Below are 17143 nucleotides of genomic sequence, written 5' to 3' on the forward strand. Positions count from 1 at the left end.
CAAACGGCGAAGTGAGGGTTAATCAGCGGTGAACGACGACGGTCAGTCGTCACTGACGGTGAGGTTTGGGCCGGAGCACTCCGATATCCGGACGCCACGCCCCGCCGGTTATGCCCGAGTTGACGCCCGCCGCCTGCCCCGCGCCGCCCTCGCGTACCGGACCACCCGCACCCGGGCCCGCGGGCTCGCTCCGGCCGGCGCCCCAAGGCCCGTTAGCCTTACGTGTCCGGCCAGGCCAGGCCCGTTCGGCTGCCCGCCGGTATACACCGGCGTTTACCGGCACCTACCGGCCATGACGGACGCGCATCGCACTCGACAGGTGAGGGGTTTCATCCATGGGCATACGGGACCTGCTGCGCAAAGTTTTTGGCCGCTCACGGACGGCGACCGACGAGAGCGAGGCCCCCGGGTCGTCGGCCGAGCCCACGCCGGAGTCGACAAAGGCGTCGGCCACCGATCCGGCCACCCCCTCCTCCGCTACCGAGCCCGAGCACGCCACGGGGTCCGCGTCGGGCCCCACCGTCATCCGCGTCGCCCCGCGCGAGCCGCTCCCGGGCGACGAGGGCGGCAAGGAGCCGGCCCCGGACCCGGTCCCGACCGAGCCGGAGACCGCCGGGGTGCGGAGCGAGGCCGAGGTCGACGTCGAGACCGAGGCGGACGTCGAGGCCCGCGCCACGACCCTCACCGAGCCGGTGGCCAAGCCCACGGACGAGCCGGCGGCAGTCGACACCACCGCCACGTCGGCGGACGAGGCCGGGACGGAGACCCCCGAGGCCAAGACCGGGGCCAAGACCGAGGCAGAGGTCAAGACCGAGGCCGAGGCCGAGGCCGAGGCCGAGGCCGAGGCCGTCACCGCCTCCCCGGCGACCGAGACCGAGACCGTCACACCTGAGCCCGAGACCAAGCCCGAGCCCGCCACGGCCGAGCCCGAGGCCGTCACGCCCGTGAGCGAGCCCGATCCCGAGCCCGTACGGGATGCCGCGCCCGAGGCCACGGACGCGGCGGATGCCGAGCCGAAGCCAGAGCCGGAGCCGGCGGCGGACCCCATACCGGAAGCGGCGCCGGAAGCCGGACAGGACGCCGCACCGGTCGACGAGCCCGTCGCCGTGATCGAGGACGCGCCCAAGCCCGTCGCCGTGGCCGAGACCGGGCCCGAGCTGGCGGCCGACGCGGAGCCTGTCGCGGAGCCCGTGAGAGAGCCTGTCGCCGAGTCCGAGGCGGAGTCGGACCCCGCGCCGGCCGCCGAGCAGACGCCTGAGCCAGCCCCCGAGCCGGCGGCGGCAGCGGCCCCGCAGGCGGAGGCCAAGGCGCAGGCCGAGCCGGAAGCCGACGCCGAGACCGAGCCGGAGGCCGACGCCGAAACCGGGTCGGAGCCCGCGGCCCCGGCGGCAGCGGATGCCGGCGCCGGCACCAACCCCGGTGCCGCGCTCTCCCTCGCCAAGGTGGAGGAGGCCGCTCCGGGCCTGGTCAGCCTGTACAAGGCCGCGTCCGCCGTGGTCGAGAAGCACGGACTGGGCGGGCAGCGGGCCGCCGTGTACCTGGTCCTGGACCGGTCGGGTTCCATGCGCCGCTACTACAAGGACGGCACCGTCCAGCACCTGGCCGAGCAGGCGCTCGGCCTGTCCGCGCACTTCGACGACGACGGTGTGGTGCCCGTGGTGTTCTTCTCCACCGACGTGGACGGCACCGCCGATCTGGATCTCGCCAACTACTCGGGCCGCATCGAGGAGTTGCACGGCTCGCTCGGACACATGGGGCGTACGAACTACCACTGGGCCATCAACGCCGTGGTCGAGCACTACGAGAAGTCGGGGTCGACCGACCCCGCGTTCGTGATCTTCCAGACGGACGGCGCGCCGACCAGCAAGCCGGCGGCCGAGCGGGCGCTGTGCGAGGCGGCCCGGTTGCCGATCTTCTGGCAGTTCGTCGGCTTCGGCGACCCGCAGGCCAAGGGCTTCGACTTCCTGCGCAAGCTGGACGACCTGGCCGTGCCCGAGCGGCGCCAGGTCGACAACGCGGGCTTCTTCCACGCGGGCCTCGAACCGCGCGAGCTGTCCGACGCCGAGCTGTACGGACAGCTGATGGTGGAGTTCCCGGAGTGGCTGATCGAGGCCAGGGAGGCGGGCGTACTCCGCTGACCCCGGCCGCCCGGACCCCGGGCCGCCCCCGACCCACCCGGACGGCCCCGCGCACGCCCAGCGCGGGGCCGTCACCGTGCGTAAACGCGTCGGCGACGGCATCCGGCGGCCGTTAGGATTTCGACCATGGCGGCCACTGGAACCGAGCAGCGAGGGGCGAGCACGTACTACGTCTCGACCCCCATCTACTACGTGAACGACGCTCCCCACCTGGGCCACGCCTATACGACCGTCGCAGGCGACGTGCTCACCCGCTGGCACCGCCAGCGCGGCGAGAAGGTGTGGTACCTCACCGGCACGGACGAGCACGGTCAGAAGATCATGCGCACCGCCGAGGCGAACGGGGTGACCCCGCAGGAGTGGTGCGACAAGCTCGTGGAGGAGGCGTGGAAGCCCCTCTGGGAGCACCTGGAGATCGCGAACGACGACTTCATCCGCACCACGCAGAAGCGGCACACCGACCGCGTCCAGGAGTTCGTCCAGGATCTCTACGACAAGGGCGAGATCTACCAGGGCGGCTACGAGGGCCCGTACTGCGTGGGCTGCGAGGAGTACAAGACGCCCGGCGAGCTGCTGGACGGCGAGGGTGAGTTCGCCGGTCAGAAGCTGTGCCCGATCCACAAGAAGCCCGTGGAGATGCTGAAGGAGGAGAACTACTTCTTCAAGCTCTCCGAGTACGGCCCGCGGCTGCTTGAGCACTACGAGAACAACCCGGACTTCATCCAGCCCGAGTCCGCCCGCAACGAGGTCGTGAACTTCGTCCGGCAGGGGCTGCAGGACCTGTCGATCTCCCGGTCCACGTTCGACTGGGGCGTGCCGGTGCCGTGGGACGACAAGCACGTCATCTACGTGTGGATCGACGCCCTGCTCAACTACGCGACGGCCGTCGGCTACGGCTCCGACCAGGCGAAGTTCGAGTCGACCTGGCCGGCGAGCGTGCACCTGGTGGGCAAGGACATCCTGCGCTTCCACGCGGTGATCTGGCCCGCGATGCTGATGGCCAACGGACTCCCGCTGCCCGGCAAGATCGCCGCCAACGGCTGGCTGATGGTCGGCGGCGAGAAGATGTCCAAGTCCAACCTGACGGGCATCAAGCCGCAGGACCTGACCTCGCACTTCGGCGTGGACGCGTACCGCTGGTACTTCCTGCGGGCCATCGCCTTCGGGCAGGACGGCTCGTTCTCCTGGGAGGACTTCAGCGCCCGCTACACCAGCGAGCTGGCCAACGACTTCGGCAACCTGGCCTCCCGCGTGGCGGCCATGGTCGGCAAGTACTTCGGCGGCACGCTGCCCGAGGCCACCGCGCACGGCGACGCCGAGCAGGCCGTGGCCGACGGGCTCGCCAAGGCGGTCGCCGAGGCCGACACCAAGATCGGCGAGGAGCTGGACTTCGCCGGCGGCATCGCGGCGGTCTTCGACTTCATCAAGCAGGTCAACGGCTACCTCACCGAGCAGGAGCCGTGGAAGGTCGCCAAGGACACCTCGGCCGAGGGCCAGGCCCGCCTCGCGACCATCCTGTACACGGCGGCCGAGGCGCTGCGCGGCACCGCCGTGCTGCTCGCCCCGGTGATGCCCGCCACCTGCGAGAAGCTGTGGGCCTCGCTCGGCGCCGAGGCGCACCTGGGCCCGCTGGCCGACCAGCGCGTCCAGTCCGCCGGCACCTGGGGCGCGCTGCCCGTGGGCGCCACGGTCACCAAGGGCGAGATCCTCTTCCCGCGCCTGGAGGAGCCCGCGAAGGGCTGACCGCCACCCCGCGCCCGACACGCGCGACACGCACGCGAGACCACGACGCCCGGCCGGAGCCCCCGGCCGGGCGTCGTGCGTACGAGCGTCCACCCGGGCCGGTCCCGGGCGGACGGTCAGCCCCGGGACCAGCCCGGTCCGCCCGGTGGCGTGGCCCCGTCCGACCAGGCCGACCGGCACCGACGCCACGCGTTGACGTTTCGCCAACCGATCGTTTAGGCCACGCGCGCACCCTGTGAGAGGTAGAGACACCGGAAGTACGTGAAGAACGAGGACGCAGTGGCCGATACCGATCAACGCGTGACCGTGACGGTGCACGGCACCGATCCCCTCTCCCGCGACGGGGTCCTCCGTCACCTGCGGGACCAGCCGGGGGTGGAGCTCTTCGACGGACCGCGCCCGGGCGAGCAGTCCCCGCCGGGCGGCGTGTCCGTGGCCGTGCTGCTCGCGGGCCGGTTCGACGAGCTGGCCGGGGCCGAGCTGCGCCGCCTGGTGCGCGGCGGCCAGCGGCGGGTCGTCGTCATCACCGACGAGCTGCCCGAGAACGACCTGATGGCGGTGCTCGAGTACGGCGTACGCGCGGTCCTCTGGCGCCACCAGGCGACGCGCCGACGGCTGCTGCGGGCCGTGCACCGCACGGCCCGCGAGGAGGGCGTCCTGCCGCCCGACCGGATCAGGACGCTGCTGCCGCGCGGCGAGCGCACCCGGCGCGAGTGCCCACGGCCCGACTGCGGCCGCCGCGGCGGGCCGTGACCCCCGCCGGGCGGCCCGCGCGGGCGCCTACCGGGCCAGCGACTTCGCGTCGCCCATCACGATGACCGGGTGCCGCTCCGGGTCGAGGGCGCGGACGAGGTCGCGCATGTCGCGCTCGGCGAGGCTGACACAGCCCTGGGTCGGGCCGCCGTGGTCCACGTGGATCCAGATGCCGCCGCCACGGGAGGCGCCCATCGGCCGGGTCCAGTCCAGCGGGGACGTGCCGGGCACCCGGTTGTAGTTGATGGCCACGACGTAGTCGAAGGAGCCCGCCAGCGGCTCGCCCTCGAAGCCCCGGCCGACGGCCGTGAAGGAGTCGGAGCGCTCGTACGGGAGCCGGCTGCCCGGGTTGGCGTGCAGGCCGCCCGCGTCCGTGAGGCCGAAGACGCCGATCGGCGAGCGCAGGTCGCCCATCATGTGCTTGTCGGTCCAGCCGCGCCGCGCGTTGTGCGCGGGCCAGGACGTGCCGGCGCGCCAGGCGCCCTCCTCGGTGCGCTCGTACAGCACCGCCCTCGACCGCGAGGAGTCGCGGCCCTCGCCCGTCACGAGCAGCACCTGTCGGCTGCGCTCGGGGACCTTGGCCAGCGTCTTCGGTCCTATGCCCGGCAGTTGGCGGGGCAGCGCGGTGGGCGCGGCCCGACCGGCCCGGCCGCCGTTGGCCTCGGGGCCTGCCGCGGCGCCCGCCGGGGCTCTGGTCGCGTCGGGCTCGGGCTCGGAGGAGAGATCACACGCGCCGAGCGCGCCGAGCGCGCCGGCGACGAAGAGCGTGGCGGCCAGGCCGCGCGCTAAGGGACGACGGGGGGACGGCAGCGAAGGCGACTGCGGGGGCATGATCGCTCTCTTCCGGGCAGGGCGCGGGCGGGGGGCCGACGCCGGTCGGTGACAGACGGCACGGACGGCTCACACGGGGTCGAAAGCCGCTCAACCTCCCAACGTGCCACATGCGTCCAGTGTGCCGGCCACGGGGTGCCCGGTCTGGGCCTGTTCACGACATCCGGTTCCGGCTCGGGTTCCGTGGTGCGCGCGGTGGGTGATTCCCGTTGAGAGACCAGTGGGGCCGAAGGCGGGCCTCAGGCGCAGACGATGGGGCAGCCGCGTCGGATCGAGTGCTGCGCGGCGCGCAGGAACAGTGCGACGTAGAAGGCTGTGTCCAGGTCCTTGGTCCACGGTCCTGTTCGACTGGTGGCCAGTCCCCTCGCTTCGTGTCGGAACCACGTGCTCAGGTCGAGGTTGTCGCATGTCGCCGGGGTTTCGGCTGGCAGGTCAATGGCCGCCGCCAGCTTCTCGGCGAGCGGTAGTACCTGAGGAGCGCCAGCCACCATGGACTCGTAGTCGTCGGACTCGATGGGCAACCAGATCTCCTCGTCGAGTGAGAAGGGCACGAGCACGGACCAGCCGCAGAGGGTCTCCGTTTCCTCCCGTGACAGGTGCGTCCGACACAAGGCGAGGAACCCGGTCATGTCGGGGGTCAGCTTTTCCTCGAAAGCTTGCCCCGAGCCTCGTACGAAGTCCGTCTCCGCGGGGACGTCCTCGTAGGGCGGCAGGCCTCGCCGCCTGAGTTCAGCATCGAGTGCCGAAGCAACCCGGCCCCATCCGTCTTCCTCGTCACCGAACCATTCCTCCGCGCCGACGCTCGTCAGGTAAACACCCATGTGGGGGAAGCTATCGCGCGCTTCTGACATCGCCGGGTCGATGTTCCGGAGAAACGGCTGAAGCTGACTCGGCGTCAGCGGTCTCGGTGGCGTACGCGGCTTCAGCGGGCGAAGACCGTGCTGGCGAGGAGGACGTGGGTGGCGGTGCCGCCGAGGATGCTCAGCAGCGCGGTGCGGCGCCACAGGTGGAGGCCGACGGTGACGGCCAGGGCCGCGAGCGGGGCGGTGGCGCGGGCCTCGGCCACCGGCAGGTCGTGCAGGCAGTAGACGACCAGGATCACCATGACGCCGACGGGCATGTGGACGCTGAGGTAGCGGGCGGTGCCGCTCTCGCGCAGCGGGGTGAGCGCGGCGAAGGGCAGGGCTCGCAGGGCCCAGGTGACGGCGGCGGAGACGAGGACGGCGGCGACGGCGTAACTGGTGTCAGGCATGGCGCGTGGCCCGGGACGTGGCGAGGCGGCGGCCCAGCAGGGCGGCGGTGAACAGGGCGAAGGCGGCCGGGAGCATCTGGCCGGGGAAGAGGAGGCGGGCCAAGAGGGCGCTGAGCACGGCCAGGGCGGGGGTGGCGAGTTGGCCCCGCAGGTCGCGGACCGCGTCGAGGGCGAGGACGGTGAACAGGGCGGTCAGGGCGAAGTCCAGACCGGTGACGCGGTCGGGGATGAAGGAGCCGAGCAGCGCTCCGACGGTCGAGCTGGCGGCCCAGTACAGGTGCAGGGAGAACTGCAGCCACAGGATGCGACGGCTGGACCAGCCGCGCGCCTGCTCACCGGTGGTCAGCGCGTACGCCTCGTCGCACAGCGCGTAGGTGCTGTACGTCTTGCCGAGCCGGCCGCCCACGCGGTGCAGCGGGAAGGACAGCGTGTAGAAGACGTGCCGGACGTTCACCAGGAGCGCCGAGACCGCTATCGACGCGAGCGGGGCGGCGGCGGCGACCATGCCGACGAGCAGGAACTCGAACGATCCGCCGAAGACGAGCGCCGCCGACAGCCCCGCCCACCACCACTCAAGACCCGACTGCGTCACCAGCGCCCCGTAGGCCAGCCCGAGCGGCAGGAACGCCAGGCCCACACCGGCGGAGTCCCGCAGCGCCGCGCGCGCCTCGGACCGGGCCGAAGGCACCTCGGCCCGCTCCGCGAGCGCGCCGGGCCGGGTCGCGCCGGCCTCGGGCCGGGTCGCGATCGTCCCGGGCCGAGTAACGGGGGCCTCGGGCCGGGGCGCGGGCGGCGGGGTGGGCGTGCACCGAGGGCGGTCCTCGGTGGCGACGGCGCTGGTCTCCATGCGCGGAATCTTAGGACGGATCGCGCCTCATATGGTTGCCACCTCTGACCCTAGAATCGGGGAATGAGCAACAAAGTGACACTTGATGCCGTTGATCGCGACATTCTGTTTCACCTGAGCCAGGACGGGCGACTGACCAACGTCGAGCTGGCCAAGCGGGTCGGCCTGACCCCGCCGCCCTGCCTGCGCCGGGTCAAGCGGCTGGAGGAGGCCGGCGTCATCACCGGATATCGGGCCGTCATCAACCCGCGGGCCATCGGCCGTGGCCTGGAGGTCCTGGTCAACGTCGAGATCTACGCCCAGGACCGCAAGAGCTTCCAGGAGTTCGAGGACACCGTGTCCGCCTTCGAGGAGGTCACCGAGTTCCGCCGCATGTACGGGCGCCCGGACTACTTCATCCGCGTCGCCGTCGCCGACCACGCCGCCTACGAGACCTTCATCACCGAAAAGCTCAGCAGCCTGCCCGCCGTACTCCGCCTTGAGTCCCACCTGACCATGAAGGAGATCAAGACCATCCCGTAGGACGGACGCACGCGGAACCCGCGCCCCGTCACGCAGCGCCCCCGTCACGCCAGCGCCGCCCCCGCCCACGCCCCGGCACGCCCGGGCAGCGGCCGGCCCGGCCGGCCCCCCCGCCGACCCCGGGACCCCTCCCGGGGCGGCTGCCAACAATGGGGTACGGCCACGCACGCTCCGTGAACCGGGAAGAGACCGCGATGGACGACACGCCGCACGCCACGCCGGAACCAGGCTCGCGACCCGTTCCCCCGGACGTCGACGAGCACGACGCGTCGTCCGACGACGCGGTGCCGTACGACGCGACGTCGGAGTGGGGGACGCCCTGGCCGCCGCCGAGGCCGCCGCGCAAGCGCGTGTACGACCCGCTGGCGGTCGCGCTCGGCAACGCCTCGCTGCTCGGCGTCGGCTACCTCCTCCTCGGCCGCCGGCTGCTGGCCCTGGTCCAGGTCGCGGGCGCGGTCGCGCTGGTCGCGGTGTTGCTGGACCGGGCCGAGCCGTGGTGCGAGTTCGCCGTGCTCGGCTGGTGGCTGCTGACGACCGCGCACGGCTGGTACCTGGCCCGCCGCGGCGACCCGCGCACCACCGCGCGCGGGTACCGTCTGGTCGCCGCCGGCCTGACGCTGGCGGTGCTGCTGACCGTGGGGCTGCTGCGGCTGGACGCGGCGGGCATCGAGGACGACGTGACCCGGGCCCGCGCACGGGGCGACTGCGCGGCGGTGTTGGCGGCGCATGACCAGGTGGGGTTCGGTCAGCGCCTCGCGGACGCGCCCGCCGCCGAGCGGGGGGATGCCGTGGTGGAGGTGTGCCGCCGGTTGCTCAGCTCGGGCGACGAACTGAACTACGGTCTCCACGGAGATGTCGACACCCGCAAGCTGGCCAGCGGCTTCAACACCCTGTCCGACGTGCTCAAGCAGCCGGAATACACCGAGGCGGTGGCCCGCACGCTCGATGGGTTCCTGCGCTCGCTGCCACTCAGCAGCGCCTGCGACACCGTACGCGTCACCGACTGGCTGCGGGCCAGGAAGACGCGTCACGACGTGCTGGACCGGGTCTCCACCACCGTGCGCCGCACCGCTCCCGAGGCGTTGGTGGACTGCGCCGAGGCGCTGCACGGGCGCGAGGAGTGGGGACAGGCCCTCGATCTCTATCAGCAGTTGCTGGACCAGTATCCGGAGAGCAGCCTCTCCGACCAGGCCCGTAAAGGCGCCCACCGGGCCACGCTGGCCATCGAGCTGGCGACCGTACGCGAGCGGCTCGGCGACGCGTACGGCGGCCAGCCCTCGTACTGCTCGAAGCCGGCGAAGTACAGCGCCGCGCCCAAGGCCCGCGAGGGCGCCACCAACCGCGCGCTGATCTACGGAAACGACGAGTACACCGACCGGCTCCCGAAGAGTTGGCGGGCCGACGACGCCACCAGGGCCGCGCTGGTGGTCTGCGTGGGCGAGACGGAGGCCGACGACAGGGGCAGCGCCGTCCGGACGTGCCCGTACCAGGCCAAGAACGCCGTCGGCGGCGTCAAGCAGGTGACGTTCCACAAGATCGCGATCCCGGTGAAGGTCTACGCGCTGCGCACCGGCCAGCTCGTGGCCGACCGCACGGTGGAGATCGGCGGCACGAGCTGCCCGCGATGGCTCAGGTACGAGTACTACCTCACGGACTTCGGCCCGCCGTCCGACATGCCCGTCAAGGAGACCACGGCCGACGTCCGCGCCGCCTTCGAGCCGCTGGTCCGCCGCGGGTGAGCCGCGGCCCGTGCCGGCGGCGCCGGCCGCCGCCACGGTCGGCGCCGCCACACGCCGCGGCGCCCCGGACCGCGCGGGTCCGGGGCGCCGTGGCGACGTCGTACGGGCGAGCCCGCGCGGGGCTACTTGACCGGCTTGGCCGGCTGGGCCTGCGGCTCCGCGCCCTTGGGGTCCTTGGCCGCGGCCTGCTTGGCCGGCGCCGGCTTGCGCAGCGACAGGTGCAGCTCGCGCAGCCGCGCCTCGTCCACCTCGCTGGGCGCGCCCATGAGCAGGTCCTGGGCGTTGCCGTTGAGCGGGAAGGCGATCGTCTCGCGGATGTTGGGCTCGTCCGCGAGCAGCATCACGATGCGGTCCACGCCCGGCGCGATGCCGCCGTGCGGCGGGGCGCCGAACTTGAAGGCGCGGAGCATGCCGCCGAACTCGCGCTCCACCTCCTCCTGGGAGTAGCCCGCGATGCCGAACGCCTCGTACATGACCTCGGGCTCGTGGTTGCGGATCGCGCCGGAGGACAGCTCGGTGCCGTTGCAGACGATGTCGTACTGCCAGGCGAGGATGTCCAGCGGGTCCTTGGTGCGCAGCGCCTCCAGGCCGCCCTGCGGCATGGAGAACGGGTTGTGCGAGAACTCGATCGCGCCGGTGTCCTCGTTCTTCTCGAACATCGGGAAGTCCACGACCCAGCAGAAGCGGTAGACGTTCTCCTCGAAGTGCCCGGCGCGCTTGGCGGCCTCGACCCGCACCGCGCCCATGATCTTGGAGACCTCGTCGAAGTCGCCGGCGCCGAAGAAGATCGACGTGCCGGCCTTGCCGCCGACCTCGGCGACCAGCTTGGCCACGTCGTCCTCGGTGAGGAACTTCGCGATCGGACCGGTCAGCTTGCCGTCCTCGCCGACGCGCACCCAGGCCAGGCCCTTGGCGCCCTGTTCGACGGCGTACTCGCCGAGCTGGTCGAAGAACTTGCGCGGCTGCTCGCCGGTGTCGGGCACGGCCAGGGCGCGCACGTGCTTGTCGGCGAACGCCTTGAAGCCGGAGCCCGCGAACACGTGCGAGACGTCCACCAGCTCCAGCTGGGCCCGCAGGTCGGGCTTGTCCGAGCCGTACTTGAGCATCGCCTCACGGAAGGGGATGCGCGGGAACGGCGAGGTGACCTCGCGGCCGTCGCCCAGCTCGTTGAACAGGTCGGTCATCACCTTCTCGATGACCTGGAACACGTCCTCCTGCTCGACGAAGCTCATCTCGACGTCGAGCTGGTAGAACTCGCCGGGCGAGCGGTCGGCGCGGGCGTCCTCGTCGCGGAAGCAGGGCGCGATCTGGAAGTAGCGGTCGAAGCCCGCGATCATCAGCAACTGCTTGAACTGCTGCGGGGCCTGCGGCAGCGCGTAGAACTTGCCGGCGTGCAGCCGCGAGGGCACCAGGAAGTCGCGGGCGCCCTCGGGCGAGGTGGCCGACAGGATCGGGGTGGCCAGCTCGTTGAAGCCGAGCGCGGTCATCTTGGCGCGCAGCGCGGCGATGACCTTCGAGCGCAGGATGATGTTGCGGTGCATGCGCTCGCGGCGCAGGTCGAGGAAGCGGTACTCCAGGCGGCGCTCCTCGTTCACGTTGTCCTCGGGGAAGACGGTGAACGGCAGCGGGTCGGCGGCGCCCAGCACCTCGACGGCGCTGACCTCGACCTCGATGTCGCCGGTGGGCAGGTCCGGGTTGACGTTGTCCGCGCCGCGCGCGATGACCCGGCCGTCCACCCGGACGACGGTCTCCTTGGTGAGCGAGCTGAGTGCCTCGTTGGCGGCCGTGTCGGGCCGTACGACGAGCTGCACCACGCCGTAGTGGTCGCGCAGGTCGATGAAGAGGATGCCGCCCAGGTTCCGTCGGTTGTGCAGCCAGCCGCTCAACCGCACCTCAGTGTCGACGTCAGCGGCACGGAGCTCGCCGCAGGTGTGGGACCGGTACCGATGCATCATTCATCCAAGTCGTCTGAGCGGGGCGTGGACGGCGCGGGCGAGGCTTGGCTGAGCCGGGGCCCGGGCGCGAGTGCCACTGCGGGCAAGGTGCCAGCCTACCGCCCTGTTCGCCGTGGCATCGCGGGCAAGGTACCCGGTCGGCCGCCGTAAACGTGGCGTCCGTCGGCCCGGCCCGCCGGTCGGACCGACGACCAGCCATCCTCACTGGTAACAAATCCACAAATGAACATAAAGTAGGGCAATGCGTACCGAGGATGTTCTGGCCACGATCAATACCGGCCTGTGGCGGTGGGGCAACGCCTCGACGAAGGTCACCCTCGACGCCGAGGCGGCCCGGCTCCTCGGGCTGCCCGCCGTGCCCGTCACCCTCCCGGAGGCCACGGTCCGCGCCCGGTTCCACCCCGTCGACTGGACCGAGATCAACGGCATCGTGAACCTCGCCCTGGCCGAGGGCACCCTCGCCGAGGCCAGGCTACGGATCGTGGACGAGCACGGCACCGTGTTGCGCACGGTGCGCAGCCGCACCCGGCCCATCGTGCGCGGCGAGCACTTCGAGCTGGTCGGCACCCTTGAAGAGGTCCCCGCGCTGGCCCCGGGCACCGCGGCGGCCACCCCGGTCACCGGCGACTGGCGGCGCAACCGCGAGGCGTTCCTGCTGGACGCGGGGCGCGCACTGGCCGAGGCGCAGTCCAGCGCCGAGGTGCTACGGGTCGCCGCGGGGCTCTCCATGCCCGGCTCCACCCCCGACGGCCTCGCGGTCTTCGGCGTCGAGGGCAACCGGATCACCGTCATCGGCCATCAGGGGTACGGGGAGGACGACGAGGGGCCGTTCTTCGACATGTCGGTGGACACCGACTACCCGGCCGCCGAGGCCGTCCGCACCGGCCGCGCGATCTACCTGCCGACCCCCGAGGACTACCGCCGTCGCTTCCCCGCCGCCTGGTCGCTCGCCCAGCCGCTCGGCCGCCACTCGTGGGCCTTCCTGCCGCTGATCGTGGCGGGCAGGACCATCGGCGCCTGGATGGGCGCCTTCAGCCAGCCGGTGTCCTTCACGCCCGACGAGCGCTCGGTGCTCACCACCATCGCCCGGATGTTCGCGCAGGCCCTGTCGCGGGCCAGCCTGCACGACACCGAGCGCGAACTCGCCGACGGCCTCCAGCGCGCGATGCTGCCCGACCGCAGACCGGAGGTGCCGGGCCTGACCATCGCCGCGCGGTACGTGCCCACCGGCGGCGGGCTCCAGGTCGGGGGCGACTGGTACGACGTGATCCCGCTGCCGTCGGGACGCACCGCGCTGGTCATCGGCGACGTCCAGGGACACGACGTGCGGGCGGCGGGGCTGATGGGACAGTTGCGGATCGCGCTGCGGGCGTACGCCACCGAGGGCCACCACCCGGACGCGGTGCTCTCCCGCGCCTCCCGGTTCTTCGCGAGCCTGACCGACACCGGCGGCCGGGCCAGGGCCGGCAGCGGCCCGCACACCGAGGACGACGACAACGCCGACCCGCGCTTCGCGACCTGCCTCTACATGGAGGTGGACCCGGCCACCGGCACCCTGGACGTGGCCCGCGCGGGCCACCCGGACCCGGCCATCGCGCACGGCGACGGCACGGTCATGCTCCGCCCGACGGCGGGCGGGCTGCCGCTCGGCGTCATCCCCGACGCCGACTACCCCACGACGCGGCTCACCCTCGAACCCGACGAGACGCTGCTGGTCTGCACGGACGGCCTGATCGAGACCGGCGGCCACGACCTGCAGACCGGCTGGGAACGCATCCGCGCGGTCTTCGGCGAGCACCTGCGCGACCTGGACGACCCTGGCCGGTCGGGCGCCGACGGCTCCGCCGGGGCGGGTGTGGGCGGCCCCGCCGGGGCGGGTACGGGCGCTGGGGCGGGTACGGGCGGCACCGGTGGGGCGGGCGCGAACGGGGCCGAGCCGCGGTTGCGCAGTCAGGAGGACCTGGACGCGCTCGCCGACGCGCTGTTGCAGGCCGTCCACGGGCCGCCGTCGCACTACCGGACCGGGCCGCTGGCCGACCGCCGCGAGGACGACATCGCCTTCGTCCTGATATCCCGTGGCCTGCCGAGCCCCGAGGCGGCGGGCCCGCGCAGGCGCCGGGCGGCCATCACCGTGGCCCAGGCCCAGCCGGAGCAGATCTCGCAGGCCCGGCTCCAGCTCCGCCAGATGCTGCACGACTGGACGTCGGACGACCAGGTCGAGTCGGCCGTCCTGCTGCTGTCCGAGATGGTCACCAACGTGCTGCTGCACACCGAGGACGACGCGCTGGTGATCGCCGAGATCAGCGGCGAGCCGGGCGCGCGCCGGCTACGGCTCGACGTCGCCGACGCCAGCGACGAACTCCCGCACCGCCGCCACCCGGGCGAACTCGCCTCCTCCGGGCGCGGGCTGCTGCTGATGGAGATGCTGGCGGACTCCTGGGGCGTGGACCCACGGGGCAAGGGCAAGTGCATCTGGGTCGAGCTGCGCGAACCGGCCCCCGAACCCGCCACCGCGCCGGCCCCCCACGCCACGAGCGCCACCACCACCGCCCCGGCCCACCCACCCGCCACCGACCCCACACCCACCCCCACGTCCGACCCGCCCCCCGCACCACAACGACCCCCCTTCCCCGAGCCGGACACGACGGCGCGGGGCTGAGCGGCGACGGCCGGGCGCGGGCGGCGGCCGGGCGCTGGCGGGCTGAACGGCACCGGACGGGCGGCGCCGGGCCGGGCCCTGGCGGCCGAGGCAGCGACGGCCGGGCGGACGACGCGGAGAGGCTGGGCGGGCCACGCGGAGAGAGGGACGGGCCAGCCGGAGCGTGGGGTTCCGGCGGCGAGCGGGTGTGCCGCGGGCGTCGAACGGGCGGACAACGCCCGACAGTTGGTCTGGACCTGAGACGGTACGACTCGGGCGCGCCGCCGCGCCAACCGGGCGCGGCACCCGGCGCCCGCCGCCACACCCCACCCGCTCACCTGCGCGCACCGGCGCCCCCGGGCCACATTCCCGGGCCGCCGACGAACATCAACGGGCCCGTCCCGCCCCGAGTCGAGCCATTTCCCGCACGGGCCGAGTGGACACGTACGACCGATGTGCCAGAATTAATGCGCACATCCACGAGCGGACACGCACGACGTTTCAAAGCCCTGCGCCCTTACCAGGTTCAGGGTTTGGCAATACTTCCCGAACGGCTGCCCCATTTCACTGGCCCCGAGGAGAAGGGTTGTTATGAACGACATGCATCGCGGCTCCACCGGCGCCGGCGTCCGTCATTCTCCCGTCATTCCGCCGGCCGATTCCTCGTCGAATCGCACGATGCGCGGAATCTTCGGCCAGCTCTATGAAAGCGACGCCTGGAAGCTGTTTCCCGGAAGCGCGGAAAAGAACGACGACATATCGCGTTCGGGCAGCGGATCGAGCCTGACCCAGACCACCGCCCTGCGGCGCGAACTGCCCGAACTGGTCTCGCGGCTCGGCGTCCGCAGCTTCCTCGACGTACCGTGCGGGGACTTCCACTGGATGTCCCACGTGGAACTCGACGTGGACACCTACCTCGGGACCGACGTGGTCCCCGAGGTCGTCGAACGCAACCAGCGGCGCTTCGCGCGCCCGGGCCGCGCGTTCCGCGTGCTCGACATCACCCGCGGCCCCCTCCCCCGGGTCGACATGGTCTTCTCCCGGGACTGCCTGGTCCACTTCGGCGACGCCGACGTACGAGCCGCCCTCGACAACGTGAAACGCAGCGGCTCGACCTACTTCGCGACGACCACCTTCACCGGCCGGACCAGCAACGCCGCCGACATCGAGACCGGCGGCTGGCGCTCCCTCAACCTGTGCCGCGCGCCCTTCTCGCTCCCCGCCCCGCTCCACGTGATCGACGAGCGGTGCACGGAGTCCTACGTGACCAGGGAGGGCGGGACCGAGGTCGAGCACCGCTTCGCCGACAAGTCGATCGGCGTCTGGCGCACCACCGACCTGTAAGCGCTCCCAGCCCCGGCATATCACGACGTCCATCACGATATTCGGAGCCCACGAAAGTGCCCTTACGTGATACCCGCATGCCCGGAATCGTCGTCGTCAACGAGAGATACCTCCCGGACAGCGAGACCGAGCCGGCACATGTCGGCGCCACCTCGTTCTCCCGTTCCGCACTGCGCTGCCTGCGCGACGCCGGAATCTCCGCCGGAGCCATCCTCTACCGGCGGGACGAGAACATCTCACAGCCGCGCGTCGACCTCGTACACCGGTCGGGACTGCGCTGCGCCACACTCCGTTTCCACTTCGACATGAGCGCGGACGCGGTGAGCCGCGCCATCGCCACCGCTTCGGAGCTGCTCTGTGCCGAACACGGATTCAGCGGCCAGGCCATGCTCTATTACCAGACGGACGCCCTGCTGGGATTCCACCCGCCGGAACTCGCCTGCTGCGTGACCCACCACGGCCCTTTCGTACACGACTTCATGGACGTGTTCTCGGCCCACGAGACGGCGCGGGCGTTCGGCGACGCGGCCAAGGCGTTGCACCTGTTCAAGCACCAGGAACTGGGCCTGAACCGGATGCGGTCGAACGGGCGCATGTTCGTGCTCCAACACTCGCGGCTGCAACGCGAGTACCTGGTGGGCCGGGGCGTAGACGAGCAGCGCATCCGCGCGGTACGGCCACCCATAGCGCCGCCCGCCACGCCGGGCCCGCTGCGCGATCAGCGTGTCAGGTCGTTCGTCGAGGGCGCCGAGCTGCTGGTCTTCACCGCGGTCGCGCGCCTGGACTACTTCAAGAACGTCGAACTCCTGGTCAGCGGCGCCGTCCAGGCCCGCAAACGCGGCCTGCCGGTGCGCGTCCTGGTCGTCGGCGACGCCCCCGACGACACGGCCGCCCGCGAGGCGCTGCGCGCCCGCGTGCCGAGCGAACACGAGGCGGAGTTCCTGGCGGTCGGCAAGCTCGCCAAGAACGAGCTGTACGCCCTGTTCCACCTGGCCCGCCCGAACGGCGTCTTCGTCTGCTCGTCGCGCTACGAAACGCTGGGCATCACCCCGCTGGAGGCCGCGCTCTCCGGCGTCAGCACCCTGATAGTCGACTCCGACAAGGTGGAGGCGAGCAGGTTCTTCCCCACCACCCACCGCTTCCTCCCCAGCACTGACGGCCTCGCCGACGCCATCGGCCACCTGACCACCCACCCCTGGGGCCTCGAACGACTCGGCGCGGCACTACGCGAGACCATCGCGCCGGAGATCTCCGAGGCCAACTTCGAACGGGACACCCTCACCGCCTGGACCCACTTCTCCCACGCGGCCCGACGAGGGGGCACCTGACGGGGACGGGCCTCTGTAGGGGGCGGGCCTTTGGTGGGGGCGGGCCCGGGGCG

Annotated in this window: 13 protein-coding genes; 8 read left to right on the plus strand and 5 right to left on the minus strand. The window is 72.1% G+C overall.

From position 1 onward, the window contains the following. The first annotated feature begins 335 nt into the window (after window positions 1-335). The 3 genes from OYE22_RS15425 (at window position 336) to OYE22_RS15435 (ending at window position 4634) form a co-directional block, all read left to right on the plus strand. Window positions 336-2138: a VWA domain-containing protein gene (locus tag OYE22_RS15425; protein WP_277320954.1), complete on the plus strand. Its 1803-nt coding sequence runs from the start codon at window positions 336-338 to the stop codon at window positions 2136-2138. Between the two features lie 126 nt (window positions 2139-2264). After that, window positions 2265-3881 carry a methionine--tRNA ligase gene (gene metG, locus OYE22_RS15430; RefSeq protein ID WP_277320955.1) on the plus strand — a complete coding sequence of 539 codons (1617 nt, stop codon included), beginning with the start codon at window positions 2265-2267 and terminating at the stop codon, window positions 3879-3881. Window positions 3882-4181: 300 nt separating this feature from the next. Further along, a complete protein-coding gene (locus tag OYE22_RS15435; protein WP_277320956.1) occupies window positions 4182-4634 on the plus strand; it encodes a DNA-binding response regulator in 453 nt (150 codons plus the stop codon). 27 nt (window positions 4635-4661) lie between these two features. Here the strand turns inward: OYE22_RS15435 and OYE22_RS15440 are convergent, their stop codons facing one another. The 4 genes from OYE22_RS15440 to OYE22_RS15455 form a co-directional block, all read right to left on the minus strand. Next, window positions 4662-5465 (minus strand): hypothetical protein, encoded by an 804-nt coding sequence (locus OYE22_RS15440; RefSeq protein ID WP_277320957.1) that lies wholly within the window; start codon window positions 5463-5465, stop codon window positions 4662-4664. A 239-nt stretch (window positions 5466-5704) separates the two neighbouring features. Beyond that, the gene (locus OYE22_RS15445) at window positions 5705-6286 is read right to left on the minus strand and encodes a hypothetical protein (RefSeq protein ID WP_277320958.1); all 582 of its coding nucleotides are present in this window, start codon (window positions 6284-6286) and stop codon (window positions 5705-5707) included. 101 nt (window positions 6287-6387) lie between these two features. Continuing rightward, window positions 6388-6717, minus strand: a complete 330-nt coding sequence (locus OYE22_RS15450; protein WP_277320959.1) for an AzlD domain-containing protein — start codon at window positions 6715-6717, stop codon at window positions 6388-6390. Next, window positions 6710-7564 (minus strand): AzlC family ABC transporter permease, encoded by an 855-nt coding sequence (locus OYE22_RS15455; protein WP_277320960.1) that lies wholly within the window; start codon window positions 7562-7564, stop codon window positions 6710-6712. Before OYE22_RS15455 ends, OYE22_RS15450 begins: the two co-directional genes overlap by 8 nt. Window positions 7565-7627: 63 nt before the next feature. Between OYE22_RS15455 and OYE22_RS15460 the strand changes: the two genes are divergently transcribed. Together OYE22_RS15460 and OYE22_RS15465 are read left to right on the plus strand one after the other, a co-directional pair. Beyond that, window positions 7628-8086, plus strand: a complete 459-nt coding sequence (locus OYE22_RS15460; RefSeq protein WP_277320961.1) for an Lrp/AsnC family transcriptional regulator — start codon at window positions 7628-7630, stop codon at window positions 8084-8086. A 173-nt stretch (window positions 8087-8259) separates the two neighbouring features. Then, the gene (locus tag OYE22_RS15465; protein WP_277320962.1) at window positions 8260-9825 is read left to right on the plus strand and encodes a hypothetical protein; all 1566 of its coding nucleotides are present in this window, start codon (window positions 8260-8262) and stop codon (window positions 9823-9825) included. A gap of 122 nt (window positions 9826-9947) precedes the next feature. Here the strand turns inward: OYE22_RS15465 and aspS are convergent, their stop codons facing one another. Beyond that, window positions 9948-11777: an aspartate--tRNA ligase gene (gene aspS / locus OYE22_RS15470; RefSeq protein WP_277324146.1), complete on the minus strand. Its 1830-nt coding sequence runs from the start codon at window positions 11775-11777 to the stop codon at window positions 9948-9950. Between the two features lie 244 nt (window positions 11778-12021). On the opposite strand from aspS, the gene OYE22_RS15475 reads away from it, so the two are divergent. From OYE22_RS15475 to OYE22_RS15485, 3 genes are all read left to right on the plus strand, one after another. Next, a complete protein-coding gene (locus tag OYE22_RS15475) occupies window positions 12022-14439 on the plus strand; it encodes a SpoIIE family protein phosphatase (protein ID WP_277320963.1) in 2418 nt (805 codons plus the stop codon). A 570-nt stretch (window positions 14440-15009) separates the two neighbouring features. Next, complete coding sequence (locus OYE22_RS15480; protein WP_277320964.1) at window positions 15010-15762, plus strand: class I SAM-dependent methyltransferase; 753 nt, start codon at window positions 15010-15012, stop codon at window positions 15760-15762. Window positions 15763-15839: 77 nt separating this feature from the next. Continuing rightward, window positions 15840-17090, plus strand: a complete 1251-nt coding sequence (locus tag OYE22_RS15485; RefSeq protein WP_277320965.1) for a glycosyltransferase — start codon at window positions 15840-15842, stop codon at window positions 17088-17090. Window positions 17091-17143 lie beyond the last annotated feature (53 nt).

The organism is Streptomyces sp. 71268 (assembly GCF_029392895.1).
Taxonomy (GTDB): Bacteria; Actinomycetota; Actinomycetes; order Streptomycetales; family Streptomycetaceae; genus Streptomyces.

Coding starts and splice junctions, on each gene's coding strand:
- OYE22_RS15425 (WP_277320954.1), top strand. CDS start 336: ATGGGCATACGGGACCTGCTGCGCAAAGTTTTTGGCCGCTCACGGACG.
- metG (WP_277320955.1), top strand. CDS start 2,265: ATGGCGGCCACTGGAACCGAGCAGCGAGGGGCGAGCACGTACTACGTC.
- OYE22_RS15440 (WP_277320957.1), bottom strand. CDS start 5,465: ATGCCCCCGCAGTCGCCTTCGCTGCCGTCCCCCCGTCGTCCCTTAGCG.
- OYE22_RS15445 (WP_277320958.1), bottom strand. CDS start 6,286: ATGGGTGTTTACCTGACGAGCGTCGGCGCGGAGGAATGGTTCGGTGAC.
- OYE22_RS15450 (WP_277320959.1), bottom strand. CDS start 6,717: ATGCCTGACACCAGTTACGCCGTCGCCGCCGTCCTCGTCTCCGCCGCC.
- OYE22_RS15455 (WP_277320960.1), bottom strand. CDS start 7,564: ATGGAGACCAGCGCCGTCGCCACCGAGGACCGCCCTCGGTGCACGCCC.
- OYE22_RS15460 (WP_277320961.1), top strand. CDS start 7,628: ATGAGCAACAAAGTGACACTTGATGCCGTTGATCGCGACATTCTGTTT.
- aspS (WP_277324146.1), bottom strand. CDS start 11,777: ATGCATCGGTACCGGTCCCACACCTGCGGCGAGCTCCGTGCCGCTGAC.
- OYE22_RS15475 (WP_277320963.1), top strand. CDS start 12,022: ATGCGTACCGAGGATGTTCTGGCCACGATCAATACCGGCCTGTGGCGG.
- OYE22_RS15480 (WP_277320964.1), top strand. CDS start 15,010: ATGAACGACATGCATCGCGGCTCCACCGGCGCCGGCGTCCGTCATTCT.
- OYE22_RS15485 (WP_277320965.1), top strand. CDS start 15,840: ATGCCCGGAATCGTCGTCGTCAACGAGAGATACCTCCCGGACAGCGAG.